The 18511-nt window shown below is 67.4% G+C and carries 15 protein-coding genes, 1 tRNA gene and 2 pseudogenes; 5 read left to right on the top strand and 13 right to left on the bottom strand.

The genetic code is table 11. From position 1 onward, the window contains the following. Window positions 1–276: 276 nt before the first annotated feature. On the bottom strand, window positions 277–2250 hold the full coding sequence (mrdA, locus tag AC1RJ9_RS24700; protein WP_492840821.1) for a penicillin-binding protein 2: 1974 nt from the start codon (window positions 2248–2250) through the stop codon (window positions 277–279). Between the two features lie 656 nt (window positions 2251–2906). Between mrdA and AC1RJ9_RS24695 the strand changes: the two are divergent. Further along, window positions 2907–2972 (top strand): annotated as a pseudogene (locus AC1RJ9_RS24695) (hypothetical protein); the annotation flags it as partial. Between the two features lie 272 nt (window positions 2973–3244). Here the strand turns inward: AC1RJ9_RS24695 and AC1RJ9_RS24690 are convergent. Genes AC1RJ9_RS24690 through AC1RJ9_RS24675 form a run of 4 tightly spaced genes read right to left on the bottom strand, consistent with a single transcriptional unit; the run spans window position 3245 to window position 8997 of the window. Next, a complete protein-coding gene (locus AC1RJ9_RS24690) occupies window positions 3245–5209 on the bottom strand; it encodes an acetyl/propionyl/methylcrotonyl-CoA carboxylase subunit alpha (protein ID WP_492840819.1) in 1965 nt (654 codons plus the stop codon). A gap of 9 nt (window positions 5210–5218) precedes the next feature. After that, a complete protein-coding gene (locus AC1RJ9_RS24685; RefSeq protein ID WP_492840817.1) occupies window positions 5219–6505 on the bottom strand; it encodes a DUF3667 domain-containing protein in 1287 nt (428 codons plus the stop codon). A 35-nt stretch (window positions 6506–6540) separates the two neighbouring features. After that, window positions 6541–7380: an enoyl-CoA hydratase-related protein gene (locus tag AC1RJ9_RS24680; RefSeq protein ID WP_492840815.1), complete on the bottom strand. Its 840-nt coding sequence runs from the start codon at window positions 7378–7380 to the stop codon at window positions 6541–6543. 24 nt (window positions 7381–7404) lie between these two features. Continuing rightward, the gene (locus tag AC1RJ9_RS24675) at window positions 7405–8997 is read right to left on the bottom strand and encodes a carboxyl transferase domain-containing protein (RefSeq protein ID WP_492840813.1); all 1593 of its coding nucleotides are present in this window, start codon (window positions 8995–8997) and stop codon (window positions 7405–7407) included. A gap of 170 nt (window positions 8998–9167) precedes the next feature. Between AC1RJ9_RS24675 and AC1RJ9_RS24670 the strand changes: the two genes are divergently transcribed. Then, window positions 9168–10943 (top strand): patatin-like phospholipase family protein, encoded by a 1776-nt coding sequence (locus tag AC1RJ9_RS24670; protein ID WP_492840935.1) that lies wholly within the window; start codon window positions 9168–9170, stop codon window positions 10941–10943. Here the strand turns inward: AC1RJ9_RS24670 and AC1RJ9_RS24665 are convergent. Next, window positions 10921–11694: a methyltransferase domain-containing protein gene (locus AC1RJ9_RS24665; protein ID WP_492840811.1), complete on the bottom strand. Its 774-nt coding sequence runs from the start codon at window positions 11692–11694 to the stop codon at window positions 10921–10923. The two genes, AC1RJ9_RS24670 and AC1RJ9_RS24665, sit on opposite strands and share 23 nt — an antisense overlap. A 143-nt stretch (window positions 11695–11837) precedes the next feature. Here AC1RJ9_RS24665 and AC1RJ9_RS24660 point away from each other — a divergent pair, with 143 nt between their 5' ends. Both AC1RJ9_RS24660 and AC1RJ9_RS24655 read left to right on the top strand, forming a co-directional pair. Continuing rightward, window positions 11838–11987: a hypothetical protein gene (locus tag AC1RJ9_RS24660; RefSeq protein ID WP_492840809.1), complete on the top strand. Its 150-nt coding sequence runs from the start codon at window positions 11838–11840 to the stop codon at window positions 11985–11987. A 101-nt stretch (window positions 11988–12088) separates the two neighbouring features. Next, window positions 12089–12174 (top strand): annotated as a pseudogene (locus tag AC1RJ9_RS24655) (hypothetical protein). A 99-nt stretch (window positions 12175–12273) separates the two neighbouring features. Here AC1RJ9_RS24655 and AC1RJ9_RS24650 read toward each other — a convergent pair. The 5 genes from AC1RJ9_RS24650 to AC1RJ9_RS24630 form a co-directional block, all read right to left on the bottom strand. Next, a complete protein-coding gene (locus AC1RJ9_RS24650; RefSeq protein WP_492840807.1) occupies window positions 12274–13434 on the bottom strand; it encodes an isovaleryl-CoA dehydrogenase in 1161 nt (386 codons plus the stop codon). A gap of 84 nt (window positions 13435–13518) precedes the next feature. Then, window positions 13519–14838: a lysozyme-family localization factor SpmX gene (gene spmX, locus AC1RJ9_RS24645; protein ID WP_492840805.1), complete on the bottom strand. Its 1320-nt coding sequence runs from the start codon at window positions 14836–14838 to the stop codon at window positions 13519–13521. Window positions 14839–14933: 95 nt separating this feature from the next. After that, window positions 14934–16403: a magnesium transporter gene (mgtE, locus tag AC1RJ9_RS24640; RefSeq protein WP_492840803.1), complete on the bottom strand. Its 1470-nt coding sequence runs from the start codon at window positions 16401–16403 to the stop codon at window positions 14934–14936. A gap of 150 nt (window positions 16404–16553) precedes the next feature. Further along, window positions 16554–16638: transfer RNA gene (locus AC1RJ9_RS24635), tRNA-Leu, on the bottom strand. An 87-nt stretch (window positions 16639–16725) separates the two neighbouring features. Next, window positions 16726–17037 carry a FliM/FliN family flagellar motor switch protein gene (locus AC1RJ9_RS24630; RefSeq protein WP_492840801.1) on the bottom strand — a complete coding sequence of 104 codons (312 nt, stop codon included), beginning with the start codon at window positions 17035–17037 and terminating at the stop codon, window positions 16726–16728. Between the two features lie 12 nt (window positions 17038–17049). On the opposite strand from AC1RJ9_RS24630, the gene lipB reads away from it, so the two are divergent. Next, window positions 17050–17775: a lipoyl(octanoyl) transferase LipB gene (gene lipB / locus AC1RJ9_RS24625; RefSeq protein WP_492840799.1), complete on the top strand. Its 726-nt coding sequence runs from the start codon at window positions 17050–17052 to the stop codon at window positions 17773–17775. Window positions 17776–17956: 181 nt separating this feature from the next. Here lipB and AC1RJ9_RS24620 read toward each other — a convergent pair whose 3' ends face one another. Together AC1RJ9_RS24620 and AC1RJ9_RS24615 are read right to left on the bottom strand one after the other, a co-directional pair. Then, complete coding sequence (locus tag AC1RJ9_RS24620) at window positions 17957–18361, bottom strand: DUF805 domain-containing protein (RefSeq protein ID WP_492840797.1); 405 nt, start codon at window positions 18359–18361, stop codon at window positions 17957–17959. Window positions 18362–18403: 42 nt separating this feature from the next. After that, the coding region (locus AC1RJ9_RS24615) for a biotin/lipoyl-containing protein (RefSeq protein ID WP_492840933.1) at window positions 18404–18511 on the bottom strand (108 nt) is incomplete at its 5' end.

Here is an 18511-nt window from a genome sequence, read left to right as displayed (position 1 = left end):
GGCGCTAGATAGCGCGCTTCCAAGGTAAGGCAACCGACGCATTCGTCCGCCCGCTCTCGCCCGATTGGGGAAAGCCATCGACGGTCCATATGACACCGTTATCCCTTAGCTATCGCGTTCATGTGGGGGCGTGATCCGAGCCCGGAGGGCTCCATACCGCCGTTTCGGACGCCTTGTGGGAGGCCGTCCGCAGCGGCGGTCTTCGTTTGGGGGCTGGGATGGACGCCTGGGTTTCCGATGCGCGTTTTCGGATGTGAGGACGTCGGCGAGGCGCGTTCACCCAGGCGGTAGGCCGCCCTCGGTCGGCGTCGGCGCTTCCGCCGCCTCGTTCTCCTCGGGCTCGAAGGACGGCAGCGGCGTCGGCTGCTCGATGCGGGCGCGGATTTCCGGATCCTTCAGCAGGGCCACGCGCATCACCTCGCGGGCCCGGGGCGCGGCGGCGCTGGAGCCGAACAGGCCGCCATGCTCGACCAGCACCGACATCGCGTAGCGGGGGTTGTCGTAGGGGGCGAAGGCGATGAACAGATTGTGGTCCTTCAACCGCCAGGGGATGCCCTGGTTGCTGCGCGATCCCGTCTGGGAATACTGGCGGACCTGGGCCGTGCCAGTCTTGCCGGCCATCAGCACATCGCCAAGTCCAAGCTGGCTCTGCTTGTAGGCGCCCCCCGTGGGGTCGTTGGCGACCGCCGCCATGCCGGCGCGGACGATGGCCAGGTGCTCGGGCGGAATAGGCAGGTTCGCCACGGCGTCGCCATGCGGCTGGTCGACCCCGCCGATCGACTTGACGAGGCGCGGGTTCAGCGCCCGCTTGCCGTTGGCGAGACGCGCGCACATCACCGCCAACTGCAGGGCGTTGACGTTGATATAACCCTGGCCGATCCCGTACGGCACGGAGTCGCCGGGGTGCCAGGTCGGGTCCTTCTTGAAGGCTTTCTTCTTCCACTCGCGCGAGCCGACCAGGCCCTTGCGCTGGCCGGGTATGCCGAGGTCGAAGGTCTGGCCGAAGCCCATGGCGGTCGCCGTCGTGTGGATGGGATCCGGCCCGATGCGCAGCGCCATCTGGTAGAAATAGACGTCGCAGGAGTTCTTGATGGCGTCGTGCATGTTCTGCGCGCCATGCCCGCCCTTCTTGTGGCAGTGCCAGGTGCGGCCGCCGAAGTACCAGCCGCCCGTGCAGACCACCCGCTCGCTCGGATTGACGCCCGCGCTCAACGCCGCCAGCGCCACGGTCGGCTTGAAGGTCGAGCCCGGCGGGTAGACGCCGGTCATGGTCTTATCGAGCAGCGGCTTGCGCTCGTATTCGGCCAAGGCCCGATACTCGGGGCCCGACAGACCCTTGACCAGTTGGTTGGCGTCGAAGCTGGGCGCGGAGGCCATGCACAGCAGGTCGCCGTTGCGGCAATCGACCATCACGATCGCGCCGCTTTCCTCGCCCATCACCTCCAGGGCGCGGTTCTGGATGTCGGCGTCCAGGGTGAGGCGGATCTCCTTGCCGGCCGTCGCGGCGATATCGCCGGCCGGATCCAGGCGCACGACGCGACCTTGGGCGTCGACCTCGGTCTTGGTGGCGCCGGCGTGGCCGCGCAGCGCCGTGTCGAAGGCCTTCTCCACGCCCTGCTTGCCGATCCGGAAGCCGGGATTGTGCAGCAGAACCTGATCCTGCGTGCTGTCGCCCTCGGCGGCCTTCAGATCCCGCTCCGACGCCTTGGCCACGTAGCCGATCACGTGGGCGAAGGCGCCGCCGAACGGATAGACCCGCACCTCGCCCATGTCGGCGGTGACATTGGGCAGCTCCGGCTCACGGATATTGATCCGCGAGAACTCTTCCCACGAAAGGTCCTCCATCACCACGACGGGGGCCTTGCGCGGGGTGCGGGCCAGTTCCTTCAGAACGCGTGTGCGGCGCGCCTCGTCGATTGGAACCAGCTTCTGGAGGTCGGTCATCACGGCCTCGGCGTCCAGGCCCTTGTCCTTGTTGATCATCAGCCGGAAGTTTGGCCGATTGGACGCCAGCGACACGCCGTTGCGGTCGAGGATCAGACCGCGCGGCGGCGGCACCAGACGGTAGTTGAATTGGTTGCCGGCCGAGAGCTTCTGGTAGCGTGAGGCTTCCACGAGTTGCAACTGGGCCAGGCGTCCGCCCAGGGCCAGCAGACCCCCGCCCGCAAGCCCACCCAAAAGGAACGCGCGCCGGTGAAAGACCCCCTGACGCTCGTTGACCTCGAAGAAGAAGATTGAAGGTTCGCTCATCCCGACTCAACCACACCTTGTCCGGACGACATCACACCGTTGGTCGGTCTCAAAGGACCTTTCGCGGCCAGCGGAAGGTTTCCGCGGCAGCTGTTTTGGGGGCCGCCAAGGGGCGAGACCGTGTGAAGATCCAGGGCCGCCCCCTTCACGAAAGAGAGCCTTCGGGTTCCGGGCCGGCGCCATGGGCGATGGAGCGCCAGATCGGTGATTTCAACCGGGGTCGAGGGGCGGCTTCGGACCGCCAACACACTTTCCCTGCCCCGGTGAAAGGCGACCTCCCAGTCGGCATCTTGGTGGCCGCTCTCCCCGACTCGCGCTTATCGCGCCAAAAATCCATCTCTCCGAGAAAGAGCGTTCAGGGCGCTCCATCCCCGGCATTCGCGATCTCGGATCCAGCAAAATCAGACACTTGTCGATTTTACACGCCGCTGAATGATCGGCGCTCAGCGCGGTGCCATAATGCTTGCACCTCGTCGCGAGGAAAGGGCGCATGGCCAGCGACCGTTGCGGCGGCGGGGGGTGATCGAGCGGGGTCAGGTCCGAGGGGGATACTCGGACGATCCGGGGATGAGCTTGCTGGGCTCACCCGCCCGCCGTTGGCGTGGTCGAAGGCAAAGGGGCGTGTCAGGCTGTAAGCCCGCCCTCTTCGACCTCTGGGCGCTTCCGGAAACGGAAGAGCCCAGGTCCCGGTAAGGCCTGAACAGGGCCACCCGACGGGACGCTGGCGGATAACGGTCGCGCGGGGCGTTCGGACTTCGTCGAAACGGTATTCTTCTCCTCACACTCCGGGCGTCGCCCGGCGCTCCGCGTCCCTTTCACCCACTCGCAGCCGCACGGCGCGAGGATGCTGAAACACGTTCCCTCCCCCTGGATGGGGGAGGGGCAGGGGTGGGGGTGAATACGACGGTCGATGCAGCGCGGGGCGGCCAGCGCGGCAGGTCACCCCCATCCCCGGCCCTTCCCCCATCCAGGGGGAAGGGAGACGATAGCGGCCTCAGCCGGCCAGCGCTTCCAGCCGCGCCAGCACCACGCCTTCGCTGACCTGGCCGCCGGCCACGGCGGTGAGTTCGGCGACCACGCCGTCGAACGGCGCGGCCAAAGCGTGTTCCATCTTCATGGCTTCCAGGGTCAGCAGGGTCTGGCCCTTGGTCACGGTCTGGCCGGCCTCGACAGCGACGGAGACGATCTTGCCCGGCATCGGCGACAGGATCACCCCGTCCGAGGCCGCCCCCTCGCCCGCCCCGCCGACCTTGGCCTCGAAATCGAAGGTCTGGACGTCGCCGCCCTCGAACACCTGGATCGGCCCCTTGCCATAGGTGGTCGGCAGGCGGGTGACCTCGTCGAAGGTCGCGCCGTCGGCGTGGCGGATGTCCCAGGACCAGTCCTCGGAGCCGCCGCCGATCAGGGCGACCCGCAGCGGCATGGCCTTGCCGTCGGCCGACATCGGCAGATGCATCGGGGCGCGCGGGGCGTTCATGCGGAAGCCCAGCAGCTTGGACGGCGCGCTCTCCCACGGGTCGCGGCGAGCCTCGGCTTCCAGGAAGCTGTCCAGCCGCCAGCCGATCGCGGCCATGGCCGGCTCGTCGCTGAACGACCGCTCGACCAGCTCGTCCAGGCGGGCCTCGATGAAGCCGGTGTCGACGGCGCCGTCGATGAAGTCCGGGTGGCTGGCGCACTTGGCCAGGAAGGCGGCGTTGGTCTTGACCGGCCACACCTCGACCAGGGCGCAGGCCTCGGCCAGGCGCTGGGCGGCGTCCTCGCGGTCGGCGCCGTGGGCGATCAGCTTGGCGATCATCGGGTCGTAGAAGGGTGTGACCTCGCCGCCCTCCTCCACCGCGCTGTCGACGCGGACGTCGCCTTCCGGCAGGCGGAAGTGCTTCAGCTTGCCGGTCGAGGGCAGGAAGCCGGTGGCCGGGTTCTCGGCATAGAGGCGGGCCTCCATGGCCCAGCCGTCCAGCGTGATCTCGTCCTGCTCCAGCGGCAGCGGCTCGCCCGAGGCGACCAGCAGTTGCCACTCGACCAGGTCCTGGCCAGTGACCATCTCGGTGACCGGATGCTCGACCTGCAGGCGGGTGTTCATCTCCATGAACCAGATGCGGTCGGCGCGCAGGCCTTCGGAGGCGTCGGCGATGAACTCGACCGTGCCGGCCCCGACATAGCCCACGGCCTGGGCGGCCTTGACCGCGGCGGCGCAGACGGCCTCTCGCGTGGCCTCGTCCATGCCCGGGGCCGGAGCCTCCTCGATGACCTTCTGGTGGCGGCGCTGCAGCGAGCAGTCGCGCTCGAACAGGTGGACGACGTTGCCGTGCTGGTCGCCGAACACCTGCACCTCGATGTGACGCGGCCGGGTGACGTATTTCTCCAGCAGCACCCGGTCGTCGCCGAAGCTGGCGGCGGCCTCGCGGCGGCACGAGCCGAGGGCGGCCTCGAAGTCGTCGGCCTTATCGACCTTGCGCATGCCCTTGCCGCCGCCGCCGGCCACGGCCTTGATCAGCACGGGATAGCCGATCTTGGCCGCCTCGGCCGTGAGCCGTTCGACCGACTGGTCCTCGCCCAGATAGCCCGGCGTGGTCGGCACGCCGGCCTCGATCATCACCTTCTTGGCGGCGTCCTTCAGGCCCATGGCCCGGATCGCCGAGGGCGGCGGACCGATCCAGACCAGGCCCGCCTCGATCACGCTCTCCGCGAACTCGGCGTTCTCGGAGAGAAAGCCATAGCCGGGGTGGATGGCCTCGGCCCCCATCTGACGGGCCGCGGCCAGGATCTTCCGCGGATCCAGATAGCTCTCCTTGGCCGGCGCCGGGCCGATCAGGATCGCGGCGTCGGCCTCCATCACGAAGGGCGCATGGGCGTCCGCCTCGGAATAGACGGCGATCGTCCGCACGCCCAGCTCACGGGCGGTGCGGATGATGCGACGGGCGATCTCGCCTCGGTTGGCGATCAGGACGGAGGAGATCAAGGCGGAGACCTACATCTGGGAAAGGGTGAAGACCATCAGGCTCAGCAGCAGAAGGCCGAAGGACGTGACGCCGATGGTCCAGACGATCCAGGTCTTGAGCAGGGCGCCGAAGATGCTGGAGCCGTAGCCGCCCCGCATCGTCTGGAAGAGGTTGATCGGCCCCCACAGGCCGGCGATGCCGAACGCCGCCGGCCAGGCCGACATCGGCAAGACCATGCACACGGCGTAGATCAGGAACGAGAACGACAGCAGGTTCGTGGCCACCAGCAGATGGTCGTAGATGAAGTATTGGCGCTTGTTCACATAGACCAGCGCCAGGGACAGACCGGTGATCGGCAGCAGCAGCACCGCCAGGCGGTGCGCCCAGCCGAACAGAACCAACAGGTAGTAATCCGGGTTCTCGATGGCCTTGGCCAGGTTCTCCTTCAGCCAGCCCTTGGAGGCGTCCTTGGCGAAGTTCTTGTGGCCCTTGACGTCGCCGGGAACGGTGACGTTGACCTGCACGCCGTCGATCGTGGTCCCGGTCAGCTTCTGCTGGCCGTTCGGCAGAACCTCGGCCTCGTCCAGCTTGAGGTCGCGGACCTGCTGGGCGGCGCTGGACATCTTCCGCTTGCTCTCGGCCAAGGCTTCGGCGGCGGCGTTCGGGTTGTTCTCCAGCGCCAAGGCCTGCGCCATCTTGTCGGCGTAGCGAGCCTCGTACCGCTTGATCCGTTCGGCGTAGGTCGCGGCGATCCTGGCCTTGTCGGCGCCCTCTTCCTTAAGGGCGGCGTCGCGCTCCTCGGCGGCCTCGGTCAAACGCTCGGCGCGCGCCTCGGTCGCCTCCTTGCGGATCTCGTCGGCCTTGGCCTTGCGGCCAGCCGGCGTCGCCAGCTGGGCGGCTTCCTTTTCCTCCTTCAGCTCCATCTGGTGACGGATGCCGTGGATGGCGTGCTCGGCGGCGAAAATGAACAGCAGCAAGGCGACCAGGAAGGTGCGGAACGGCGGCACGTGCCGCACGATCCGGCCTTCCATGTAGTCCTTGGCCAGCTTGCCCGGCTTGAAGAACAGCAGCGGCAGGGTGTTGGCCAGGCGACCGTCGAGGTGGAACATCCCCTCGATGGCCTCCCAGATCAGGTGCAGGATCGACCGATGATGGGTGTCGGCGTTCTGGCCGCACGAATAACAGTACCAGCCCTCCAGGGGCGTGCCGCAATTCTTGCAAGGCTCGCCCTTGTGGTCGAACGGCTTCCTCTTCGGCCGGACATAGCCGCCCGCCGAGTCGGCCGCCGCCGCTTCCAGTTCAGCTCCCGTGATCACGCCCTACGTCCCCCAAACGTCGCTGAAGTTGAGTCTTATTCAGCCCAGGCGGGTTTACGACGGGCGAGGAAGGCGCGCACCCCTTCTTGGCCTTCCTCCGACACGCGGCGGCGGGCGATGCGCTTGGCGCTCTCTTCGATCAGGCCCTTGTCGATTTTCTGGCCAGCGAAGTCGTTGACCAGGGTCTTGGCCTCGCCGATCGCGCCGGGTGCGCAGGGGGCCATTTCCTCGATCAGGGCGTCGCGGGCGACTTCCAGGCTGGCGAGGTCCTCGAACACCTCGTCGACCAGGCCAAAGCCCCAGGCTTCGTCGGCGTCGAACACCCGGCCGGTGGCGAACAGCAGCTTGGTCGTGCGCGGGCCCAGGGCCTGGATGACGTACGGGCTGATGGTCGCCGGGGTCAGGCCCAGCTTGACCTCGGAGAACGAGAACTTGGCGTCGATCAGGGCGATGGCGTGGTCGCAGGCGGCCACCAGGCCGGCGCCGCCGCCAAAGGCCGGACCTTCGACGAGGGCCACGGTGAGAGCCGGGATGTCGTGCAGAGCCTTGAGCATGTGGGCCAGCTCGAGGGCGTCGGCGCGATTGTCGTCCTCGTCCTGTTCGATGGACGCGGCCATCCAGTCGAGGTCGGCGCCGGCGCTGAACACGCCGCCAACGCCTCGCAGGAAGACGATCCGCACGCCCTCGGCCCCGTGCAGGGTCTCGAAGGCCTGTCGCAGGCCCGAGATGGTCTCGGCGTCGAAGGCGTTTTTCTTGTCGGGCCGGTTGATCCAGACCGTCACCGCCCCCGCGAGGGTGCTTTCGATATGGACGAGCGGGGTCATGGTCTCGGTGTCGTTCACCTCGACGATGGGATCGGCGATCGGGTTGGTCATGGCGGGCTCGTTCCTTTTTAAACGCTACATCCGGAAAACGCCGAAGGTCGTCTCCGGGATAGGCGCATTGAGACTGGCCGAGATTGCGAGGCCCAGCACGTCACGGGTTTGCGCCGGATCAATGATGCCGTCGTCCCAGAGCCGGGCCGTGGCGTGATACGGATTGCCCTCATCCTCGTAGCGCTGACGGATGGGGGTCTTGAAGGCTTCCGCCTCCTCCGGCGTCCACTTGGCGGCGTCGCGGTGGACGGTGGCCAGAACGCTGGCGGCCTGCTCGCCGCCCATCACCGAGATTCGGCTGTTGGGCCAGGTGAACAGGAAACGCGGGCTGTAGGCCCTGCCGCACATGCCGTAGTTACCCGCGCCGAAACTGCCGCCGATCAGCACGGTGAACTTGGGCGTCTCGGCCGAGGCGACCGCCGTGACCAGCTTGGCGCCGTCCTTGGCGATGCCGCCGGCCTCGTACTTGCCGCCGACCATGAAGCCCGAGATGTTCTGCAGGAACACCAGCGGGATCTTGCGCTTGCAGGCCAGCTCGATGAAGTGCGCGCCCTTGACGGCGCTTTCGCTGAACAGCACGCCATTGTTGGCCAGGATCGCCACCGGCTGGCCCCAGATGCGGGCGAAGCCGCAGACCAGGGTCGCGCCGTACAGCGCCTTGAACTCGTCGAACTGGCTGCCATCGACGATGCGGGCGATCACTTCGCGGACGTCATAGGGGGCACGGACATCGGTCGGGACGATGCCGTAGATCTCCTCGGGATCGTACAGCGGCGGCTCGGATTCGGTGATGACCAGTTGGTCGGGCTTGGTCGTGTTGAGGTTGGCGACGATCGCGCGGACGATCTCCAGGGCGTGCTCGTCGTTCTCGGCCACGTGGTCAACGACGCCCGAGCGGCGGCCGTGGGTGTCGGCCCCGCCCAGTTCCTCGGCGCTGATAACCTCGCCCGTGGCGGCCTTCACCAGCGGCGGGCCGGCCAGGAAGATGGTGCCCTGGTTGCGGACGATCACCGTCTCGTCGCTCATCGCCGGGACATAGGCGCCGCCGGCGGTGCACGACCCCATGACGCAGGCGATCTGCGGGATGCCCACGGCGCTCATCCGCGCCTGGTTGAAGAAGATCCGGCCAAAGTGGTCGCGGTCGGGGAAAACCTCGGCCTGGTGCGGCAGGTTCGCGCCGCCGCTGTCGACCAGATAGACGCACGGCAGGCGGTTCTGGGCGGCGATCTCCTGGGCCCGCAGGTGCTTCTTCACCGTGATCGGGAAGTAGGCTCCGCCCTTCACGGTGGCGTCGTTGGCGACGATCATCACTTCTCGGCCCGAGACCCGGCCGACACCGCAGATGATGCCCGCGCCGGGCGCTTCGCCGCCATAGAGGTCGCAGGCCGCCAGTTGGCCGATCTCCAGGAAGGGCGAGCCCGGATCCAGCAGGCGCTCGACGCGCTGGCGGGGCAGCAGCTTACCGCGCGAGGCGTGGCGCTCACGCGAGCTTTCGGGACCACCCAGGGCCGCTTCCGCGACTTTTGCGCGCAATTCCTCGACCAAGGCGCGGTTATGGGCCGCGTTGCGGATGAAAGCGTCACCGGACGCGTCGACAACGGAGTTCAACTTCGGCATGACCGACGCTTAGCCTCTTCCACCCTATCCAGGAAGTCGTAGTTTTTTGGACCCCGAACAGAAAGATTCCGAGCCAAATCCGTTCTCGGACATTTCGTGTGCGGGATCAACAGTTGCGCCTGATCGCGCCCCCGTGGTCAAGCCTGCCCGAAACCGCTAGCGTCCGCGCCGTGGAAACGCCCCTGCCCGACGACTCGGCCCTGGCGCGCCTGTTTGCCCGAGAGCGGCGGACCGGGGCGGCCGCGTGGTTTTCGCTGCCGGGCGGGGCGACCCTCTTCCGCCCCGGCGAGGACGCCGACCAGCTATATTTCCTGAAGACCGGACGCCTCGGCGCCTTCCGCCGCGAAGAGGGCCAGGAGCCGCAGTTCCTGGGCGTCATCCGCCCCGGCGAACCGGCCGGCGAAATGGCCCTGGTCGGCGGCAGCGCGCACTCGGCCTACATGGTGGCCCTGCGTGACAGCGAGGTCGTCTCCCTGCCCCGCGACGACTTCTTCGAGGCGGCCGAGGAAGACCCGCACGTGATGCTGGAGCTGTCGCGGCTGATGATCCGCCGGTCCCGCCAGGCCCAGACCCACGCGGCGATCGGCGATCCGTCGGTATTCGGCTTCATCGCCATCGAGCCTGGCTTGGCCATTCGGCCGGTCGTCGACCGCCTGGGCCGCTGCATCGAGGCCCTGGGCTACTCGGTCACCGTCGAGGGTGGCGAGTCGCTGCTGGCTCCGACCGAATGGTTCAGCAATGTCGAGCGCGAGCACGACTTCGTCCTCTATGTCGCCGAGGCCGACGAGACCGCCTGGAAGCACGTGGTCGGCCGTCAGGTGGATCGCCTGTTCCGGATCGGACGCGGCGACCGCGCGCCGCCGGCCGAGATCCCCTCCTACGCCTCGGGCCCGCTCCAGGCCCAGCGGCTAGTCGACCTGATCCTGCTGCAATCGGCCAGCCTGGCGCGGCCCAGTGGCTCAGCCGCCTGGATGGCGGCGACCCAGGCCGCGCGGCTGTTTCATCTCCGCGAGAACGGCGTGGCCGACATGGAGCGCCTGGCGCGAGTCCTGACCGGTCAATCGGTGGGCCTCGTGCTCTCCGGCGGCGGCGCGCGAGCCTACGCCCACATCGGCGCGATTCAGGCGATGCGCGAGCGCGGCGTACCGATCGACTTCGTCGGCGGCGCCTCGATGGGCGCCATCGTGGCGGCCGGTATCGCCATGGGCTGGGACGACGGCGAACTGGAGCACCGCATCCGCAAGGCCTTCGTCGACACCAGCCCACTGGACGACATCGCCTTCCCCATCATCGCCATGACCCGCGGCGAGAAGGTCAAGGCGCGCCTGGACGAGCATTTCGGCACGGTCGACATCAGCGACCTGTGGCTGCCGTTCTTCTGCGTGTCGTCGAATCTGACCTCGGGCGCCTATCAGTTGCACCGCACCGACGATCTGCAATCGGCTTTGCGGGCCTCGATCTCGCTGCCGGGCGTGCTGCCGCCGGCCACCGACAAGGGTCAGGTGCTGGTCGACGGGGCCGTGATGAAGAACTTCCCGGCCGACGTCATGCGTTCGTTCCAGTTGGGACCCATCGTCGGGGTCGACGTCACGCGCGGCCGCAGCATCACCGCCGACGACATCGTCGTGCCGCCCTCGCTGTGGAGCTGGATCCTCTCGGGCGAGTGGCGCAAGGGCCCGCCGATCGTGGCCCTGCTGATGCGCGCGGCGACGGTGACCACGGGCCGCGACCTGGCCGCCGCCCGCGAGGCCACCGACGTGCTGATCACGCCGAAACTGGAAGGCGTCGACATCCGCGACTGGCGCGCCTTCGAGCCCGCCGTGAAGGCCGGCTACATCGCCGCCAGCCAGGCTCTGGACGCCTTGAACCGGCCCGTCGACGAACTGCGCCGCCGGCCCAGCCTGGCCGAGAAGCGCGCGGACGTCACGCCTTCCGCGCGACGATGAACAGCCGCTTGAACGGGAACAGCGTCACGCCGTCCGCGCGGCGCGGATAGTCGCGCGCCAGCCGGGCCCTCCAAGCGTCGAGGAAGGGCTTTTTCTCGCCGTCCGGCAAGGCGTCGAGGTAGGGCCGAAGGGTCGTACCCATGGTCCAGTCGACGATCGGATCCTGGCCATGGAGGGCGTGCAGGTAGGTCGTGGTCCAGATATCGACCTCGGGACAGGTCGGAGCCAGCCAGGCGTAGTAGTCCTCGGGCTGATTGGCGTGGCGCACGCCCTCGACGCCGGTCAGCCGCGCGGCCCACGGCCCGTCGGCGGCGATGTCGGTCAACGCACCGCGCCAGCCCAGCCCGTCGGCCACCGGCATCTGCACGGCCAGCACGCCGCCGGAGGCCAGGTTCGCGGCCAGGCGCGGGATCAGGTTCGCGTGGTCATCCACCCACTGCAGGGCGGCATTGCTGAAGATCAGGTCGGCCGGCCCCTCGGGTGTGAAGCTGGCGATGTCGCCCAGCACCCACTCGACCCCCGCCGCCAAGGCCTTGGCCCTCGCCAGCATCTCGGGGCTGGAGTCCATGCCCAGGACTCGCGCCTCCGGATGGCGCGCGGCCAGCAGGGCCGCCTGCTCGCCCAGGCCACAGCCCAGGTCCCAGATCTCGCGCGGCTCCAGGTCGCGGGGAATGGCGGTCAGCAGGTCCAGCGCCGGTCGCTCGCGATAGCGCCGATAGAGGGCGTAGATGTCCGGATCCCAGTTGGCCATCGGCGCTCCCATGTCAGCCCGCGACAATTTGTCGGTCGTGCAACCAAAGGCTTTTGTGAAGAATTCTTCTCAAAGGCGAGGATTTACCATACGGTCCGAGTCAGATCCCCAAAAGAGGGATTAAAGGGAAGGATTCACGCGGCATGCTCACGCCCATAAACCTCACCCCGAACGGCCATACGGCCCGGGTGACTGGTGCTCGTCGTATCAACCTCAACCGCCCCCTGGCCATCGGCGCGGCGTTCGCGCTGTGGGCGGCTATCCTGTTGGGCTTCAAGCTACTGACGATCTGAGCACGCCTTTTAGGCATGACCAGCGCGACGTCTCGTCGCGGTCGACTCCCCCTTTTCATTCGGGAAATCGGGTCCATATTCGAGTTGTGTTGTTCAACCAACTGAAAGGAGGTGACCAGTGTCTCATTGTCTCCAACCGCGGTCGCAAGTCGTGACCTGGAGCCTTACGAGTGAGGTCTCCGCCTAGGCGTTGAGCGCCCAAGGTTTCTAAGTCACGCGCTGCGAAAGCGGCCACGACGATGGAGGGCCGTCCCGAACGATCGGGGCGGCCCTTTTTCTTGACGTCTTAGGCCCCGATCAGTTCGCGGCCGATCAGGAAGCGACGGATCTCGTTGGTGCCCGCGCCGATGTCGTAGAGCTTGGCGTCGCGCAGCAGGCGCTCGACCGGCCACTCCTTGGTGTATCCGGCGCCGCCCAGGGCCTGGATGGCCTCCAGCGACACCTTCACGGCGTTCTCGGACGCCATCAGGATCGCGCCGGCCGCGTCGAAGCGCGTGGTCCTGCCGGCGTCGCAGGCGCGGGCCACGGCGTAGACATAGGCCCGGGCCGAGTTCAGAGCCACGTACATGTCGGCGATCTTGCCCTGCATCAGCTGGAACGAGCCGATCGCCTGGCCGAATTGCTTTCGGTCGCGGACATAGGGCAGGACGATGTCCAGGCAGGCCTGCATGATGCCCAGCGGACCGGCGCTGAGCACGGCGCGCTCGTAGTCGAGACCGCTCATCAGCACCCCGACGCCGCCGCCGACCGGACCCATGACGTTCTCTTCCGGGATTTCGCAATCCTCGAACACCAGCTCGGCGGTGTCGCTGCCGCGCATGCCCATCTTGTCCAGCTTCTTGGAGACGCTGAATCCCTTCATGCCCTTCTCGACGATGAAGGCGGTGATGCCGCGGCTGCCCTCGCCCGACTTGGCGTAGACCACCAGGGTGTCGGCGTGCGGGGCGTTGGTGATCCAGAACTTCGTGCCGTTCAGAACGTAGCGGTCACCCCGCTGTTCGGCGCGCAGCTTCATCGAGACGACGTCCGAACCCGAACCGGCTTCGCTCATGGCCAGGGAGCCGACGTGCTCGCCGCTGATCAACTTGGGCAGGTAACGCTGCTTCTGGTCGGGCGTGGCCCAGCGGCGGATCTGGTTGACGCAGAGGTTGGAGTGCGCGCCGTACGACAGGCCAACCGAGGCCGAGGCGCGGGACACCTCTTCCATGGCCACAACGTGCTCGAGATAGCCGAGGCCCAGGCCGCCGAACTCTTCCTCGACCGTGACGCCATGCAAACCGAGGTCGCCCATCGGGATCCACAGACCACGCGGGAACTCGTTGGTCTCATCGATCTGGGCCGCCAGCGGCGCGATCTTGTCGGCCGCGAAACGGGCCGTGGTCTCACGGATCGCGTCGGCCGTCTCACCCAGCGCGAAATCCATCGAGGGTGCGAAATTGGTGCTCATACGTCCTCCCATAGCACGAACGCCCGCAAGGCGCTGAACCTTGCGGGCGTTCTTGCTCAGTTTCCCCGAGGGAAGCAAAGAAAACTATTCGTCGCTCACATCGGGCCCGGCAAGGCGGCGGAGCAGAAGATAGGCCGAAACCACGAAACAGATCGCGCCAATCATGCTGGCGCCGTAGCCGAACATCTTCACGCCGCTGTCCGAGCCCGCGGCCACGGTCAGGATCCACAGTACGCCGCCGCCGAACAGGGCCAGGCCCAGGATGCCCAGGCTGACCAGCAGGCTGGTGTTGCCGAAGCGCGGGGCCTCGGCCTGGACCATGGAGACGTCCATCGGCCGCAGGTCGACCTCTTCGCTGGTCGAGAAGCCGCCGAGGTTGAACACCGACGCGTTGGCGGCCGGGCCGCCGAACAGGGTCGGCTCGCTCTGGACCGGCTGCGAGGCCGGGGCGAAGCTCTCGACCGGCGTCGGCCGTTCGACCTCCTCGACCGGCTGCGGCGTCAGGCGGAACGGCGTGAACTCGACCGGAGCGGCCACAGGGGGCTCCGTCGGAGCCGGTTCGATCGGCGCCGTGGTCGTCTCGTCCTGGAACAGGACCGGCTCGGGTTCGGTGATCGCGGATTGGGCCGGGACCGGCGGTTCCGGCAGGCCCAGATCATCCTGGCGCACCGGTTGAGGCGCGGTCGTCGTCGACGCGGCCAGCGGCGTCTCCGGCAAGATGGCTTCCAGGCGCGCGGCGACCGCGGCGGCCGACTGTTCGGTGGCCGTCGGACCGTCCTCTTCGGGCACGACCACGGTCAGCGGCAGACCTTCCTCGCGCTCGGCGACGACCCGGTCGCCCTCGGTGCGAGCGTTGACGGCGACCGGAGTCTGTTTCGGCACGGCGCAGCTGGCGTCGTAGTCGACCTTCGGGCGCAACACGGGGCTGGGCGCGGGCACCCATTCGCCGTTGGCCGGGGTCAGGAACAGGGTCTTCTCGGCCGACCGGCGGCGAACCAGGGCGTCGATGACGATCCGCTCACCCTCGAAATCGGCCTTGCGCCACATCTCCATCGCGCACGCGGCTTGCAACAGCGAGCCCTCGTTGATCCGGCGCAGCACGCCCGAGCGGAGGAAGTTGTCGAGACCGATATTGAAGGCAAAGCAGGCCAGCGCATCGAACTGGTTCTGGTTCAGCGGCGCGTAGGTATGTTCGTTGACCGAATGGGCGACCGAGATCAGGTCGTACAGCAGCAGGGCCTCGGCGTCCTTTTCAGAGACGGAGGCGCCCTCGCGAGCGGTCAGGGTGTGGCCATAGCCGACCGTCCAGCGCCCGTCGGGGAGCTGCGCGGCCTTCTGACGGTAGCCCTCGAATCTCTTGATGAGATCGACGGCCGTCCGGGTGACCTGATGGCGCGGTTTCATCGCGGAGTTTGACCCAGTTTGAGACAGACGCGGATGCGTTCGCCTGTCTCGGCGCAAGGTCGGCGCCAGTTTTCCCTAGGGGCGCGAGAAAGGCGTCAGTGCAGCAACAGGGCGGCGATCAGCAGCACGGCGAAGAAGCCGGTGAAGTCGGTCAGGAAGGTCACGAAGATCGATGATGACACCGCAGGGTCCCGGCCCATCTTCTCCAGGGCCAGGGGCGCCAGGATGCCCCCCAAGGCGGCGGTGAAGATATTGGCGATCAGGGCGGAGCCGACGATGATCGCCAGCTTGCCGTGATGGTCCTGCGGTCCAAAGAACAGATAGGTCGCCGCGCCCATGACCAGGGCCAGGCACACCCCGTTGACCAGGCCGACCAGCAGTTCGCGCAGCACGATCCGGCGGGCGTTGGCCGTGGTCAGCTCCTTGCTGGCCAGGGCGCGCACCGCGACGGCCAGGGTCTGGGTGCCGGCGTTGCCGCCCAGGGACGAGACGATCGGCATCAGGATGGCCAGGGCCACCAGCTGGGCGATCTCGGCCTGGAAGATGGCGACGCCGCTGACCGCCAGGGTGGCGGTGGCCAGGTTCAGCATCAGCCAGGGCAGGCGTGACTTGACGATCTCGATCACCGAGGCGTCACGGCCGGCGTCGGACACGCCGGCCAGGGCCAGGATGTCTTCCTGGGCTTCGTCGCGGATGACCTCGACGATGTCGTCGACGGTGATCTGGCCCACCAGCCGCCCGCCCGGATCAATGACCGGGGCGCTGATCAGGTGGTACTTGTCGAAGATGTAGGCGACCTCCTCCTGGTCCATGCCGACATCGATTTCGGTCGCCGCTTCCATCAGCTCGGCCAGCGGCGTCTCGCGGCGGCTGCGCAGCAGGATGCTGATCGGGATCGCGCCGACGGGCTTGTAGGTCGGGTCGACCACATAGACGTCGAAGAACAGCTCCGGCAGCTGATCGCCCGCGTCGCGGACGTGGTCGATGGTCTGGCCGACGGTCCAGAATTCCGGCGCGGCCAGGAATTCCCGCTGCATCAGGCGGCCGGCGGTCTCGTCCTCGTACGACAGGGTCGTCTCGATGGCGGCGCGGTCCAGCTCGCCCATGGCGGCCAGCACCTGGAAGCGCTTGGTGTCGTCCAGGTCGTCGATGACGTCGGCGGCGTCGTCGGTGTCCAGTTCCTCCAGCGCCCGGGCCAGGGTCACGGACGGGGTGGCCTCCAGGACCTCCTCGCGGATGTTGTCTTCCAGCTCCGAGATGATCTCGCCCAGCGCTTCGGGATCGAGCAGCGGGATCACCTGCTCGCGATAGTCGGCGGTCAGGAAGCCCATCAGGTCGGCGACGTCGGCCGGGTCCAGGGCGCCCACCAGCTCGCGCAGGCGCTTGCTGTCGCCGCTGTCGGCGGCGTCGATCACCATCTCGACATATTCGGGATTGAGGGCGTAGTCGTCGCCTAGGGCGAGATCTTCCAGCTCCTCGGGGGTCTCGGACTTGGCCAGGGGGATCTGGTCCAGCGCGATGTCGTCCAGCACGTCGTCGGTCAGTTCGGCGGTGTCCCGGGTCATGGGGGCCTCCTGAGCTCTAAGAGCGCGTGGGTTCGTGGGCTGCGTCCGATGAAGCGACCCTGAGGCGAAATCAGGGCCAGAAACGATTAGAGCGCCCCTAGCGAGTCGGAAACCGATTTCGCCGGGAGCGCTCTATTCTCTGTTCAACACTGGTGCGGTCGAGAAGACTCGAACTTCCACATCTTGCGATACAGCGACCTCAACGCTGCGCGTCTACCAATTCCGCCACGACCGCATCGTGGTGAGGGGCGGCAGGTAGCAAACTGAATCGGATTTGGGAAGTCGGAAGTTCGAGTATGTCGAACTTACCCCCTGCGACGGATTAGGCGCCGCCGGCCATGTAGTCGTAGACGTCGGCCGCGCGGGTCACCTGGATGGCGATGCGGTCGTCGCTGATCTGGATTTCGCCACGGGCGATCGGGTGATTGTTGGCCAGGATCCACACTTCGTCATTGGTCTTGGCGTCCAGCGGGATCACCGCGCCGCGACCCATGCGCAGGAGTTGCTGCATAGGCAGGATCGAGCGCCCCAGCAGAACGGAGATCTCGACATTGACGGCGTTGACCTGGCTCACGAAGTAAGACCCTTGAACTGACACACGCGACCGACTGGGTCGCCACCGTCTCGATCGCAAGATTAGGGCCACATGCTTGCTCTCCCGTTAAGCTCTGAAAATACTGGGATTCCGACCATGGGACGCGAGGACGCCGCGCCGGTTGGGTGGGCGGTTTCGGCCGACTACGTGCCCTACCCGGCAGCCGTTGCCGCCATGGAGGCCCGCGCCGCCGCCATCGCCGACGGAACGGCGGGCGAGCTGATCTGGCTGCTGGAGCATCCGCCGCTCTATACGGCCGGGGTTTCCGCCAAAGCGACCGACCTGATCGAGCCCGACCGCTTCCCGGTGTTCGAGAGCGGCCGCGGCGGGCAGTTCACCTATCACGGCCCCGGCCAGCGCGTGGCCTATGTCATGCTGGACCTGACCAAGCGCGGCCGCGACGTGCGCGCCTTCGTCGCGGCGCTGGAGGCCTGGATCATCGACGCCCTGGCCGCCTTCAACGTCACCGGCGAGCTGCGCGACGGACGGGTCGGCGTCTGGGTCGAGCGCAAGGGCGCGGGCTGGAGCCGCGAGGACAAGATCGCCGCCATCGGCGTCAAGCTGCGCAAGTGGGTCAGCTTCCACGGCATCAGCCTGAACGTGGAGCCGGACCTTGGCCACTTCTCCGGCATCGTGCCCTGCGGCCAGACCGAGCACGGGGTGACCAGCCTAGTGGACCTGGGCCTGCCCGTCACCCTGGACGAGGCCGACGCGGCCCTGAAGGCCAGCTTCGAGAAGGTGTTCGGCCCGGTCGAGGCCGCGGACGCGCCGGTCTAGGGCCATGCGATATCATCCTCGCGCGGCCAGGGGATATAGAGCACGCTCAATCCCCGCCCGTCGGCCAAAATATTCGTCATCACGGCTGTCCGAGACCCAGGGGTGAAGGAACGCGGTGCGCGCCGCCCCTGGGTCCCGGCCCTACGCTGCGCTTCGGCCGGGATGACAAGAATTGTGCGACCTAGATCGAGATCGTCTTCAGCGGGTTGGCCCCATAGCGGTTGGCGCCCTGCTCGCCGCCCATGACGCCCAGCTCGACGATCGCCCAGACGATCACCAGGCAGAACATGAAGTCCAGGAAGTGCTCGGGCTGCGGCCAGACGGCGATCACCGCCACCAGCACCAGCAGCGACCACCAGCCCGAACGGCCGCGATCGTGCAGGCGCTTGGACAGCACGCAGGCGCCCGAGAACAGCAGGGCCGGATAGACCAGCCAGCCGGTCAGCCAGTGCAGGGTATAGCCGGCGATGGCCTCATACAGCACCGCCACGCCGATCAGCACGCCGGCGGCGATCAGGAACGGCGTGCGCGACAGCCTGCCGTTCGACGACAGGAACAGCTCCGCCCATTCGCTACGCTCGCTCATTTCGCCTTGGCTCCGACTCGTATCGGCAATCTAGGCGCTGACTTACGCGAACTCCACCAGCACCTCATCGGCGGCGACGGGATCGCCGGACTTGGCGTTGACGGCCTTGACGACGCCGTCGCGTTCGGCGCGGATGATGTTCTGCATCTT

This window comes from Caulobacter sp. GW822-FHT07D08 (assembly GCF_058798735.1).
Note: the sequence above shows the minus strand (reverse complement) of the source record. Positions and strands in the feature narration are given on the sequence as shown.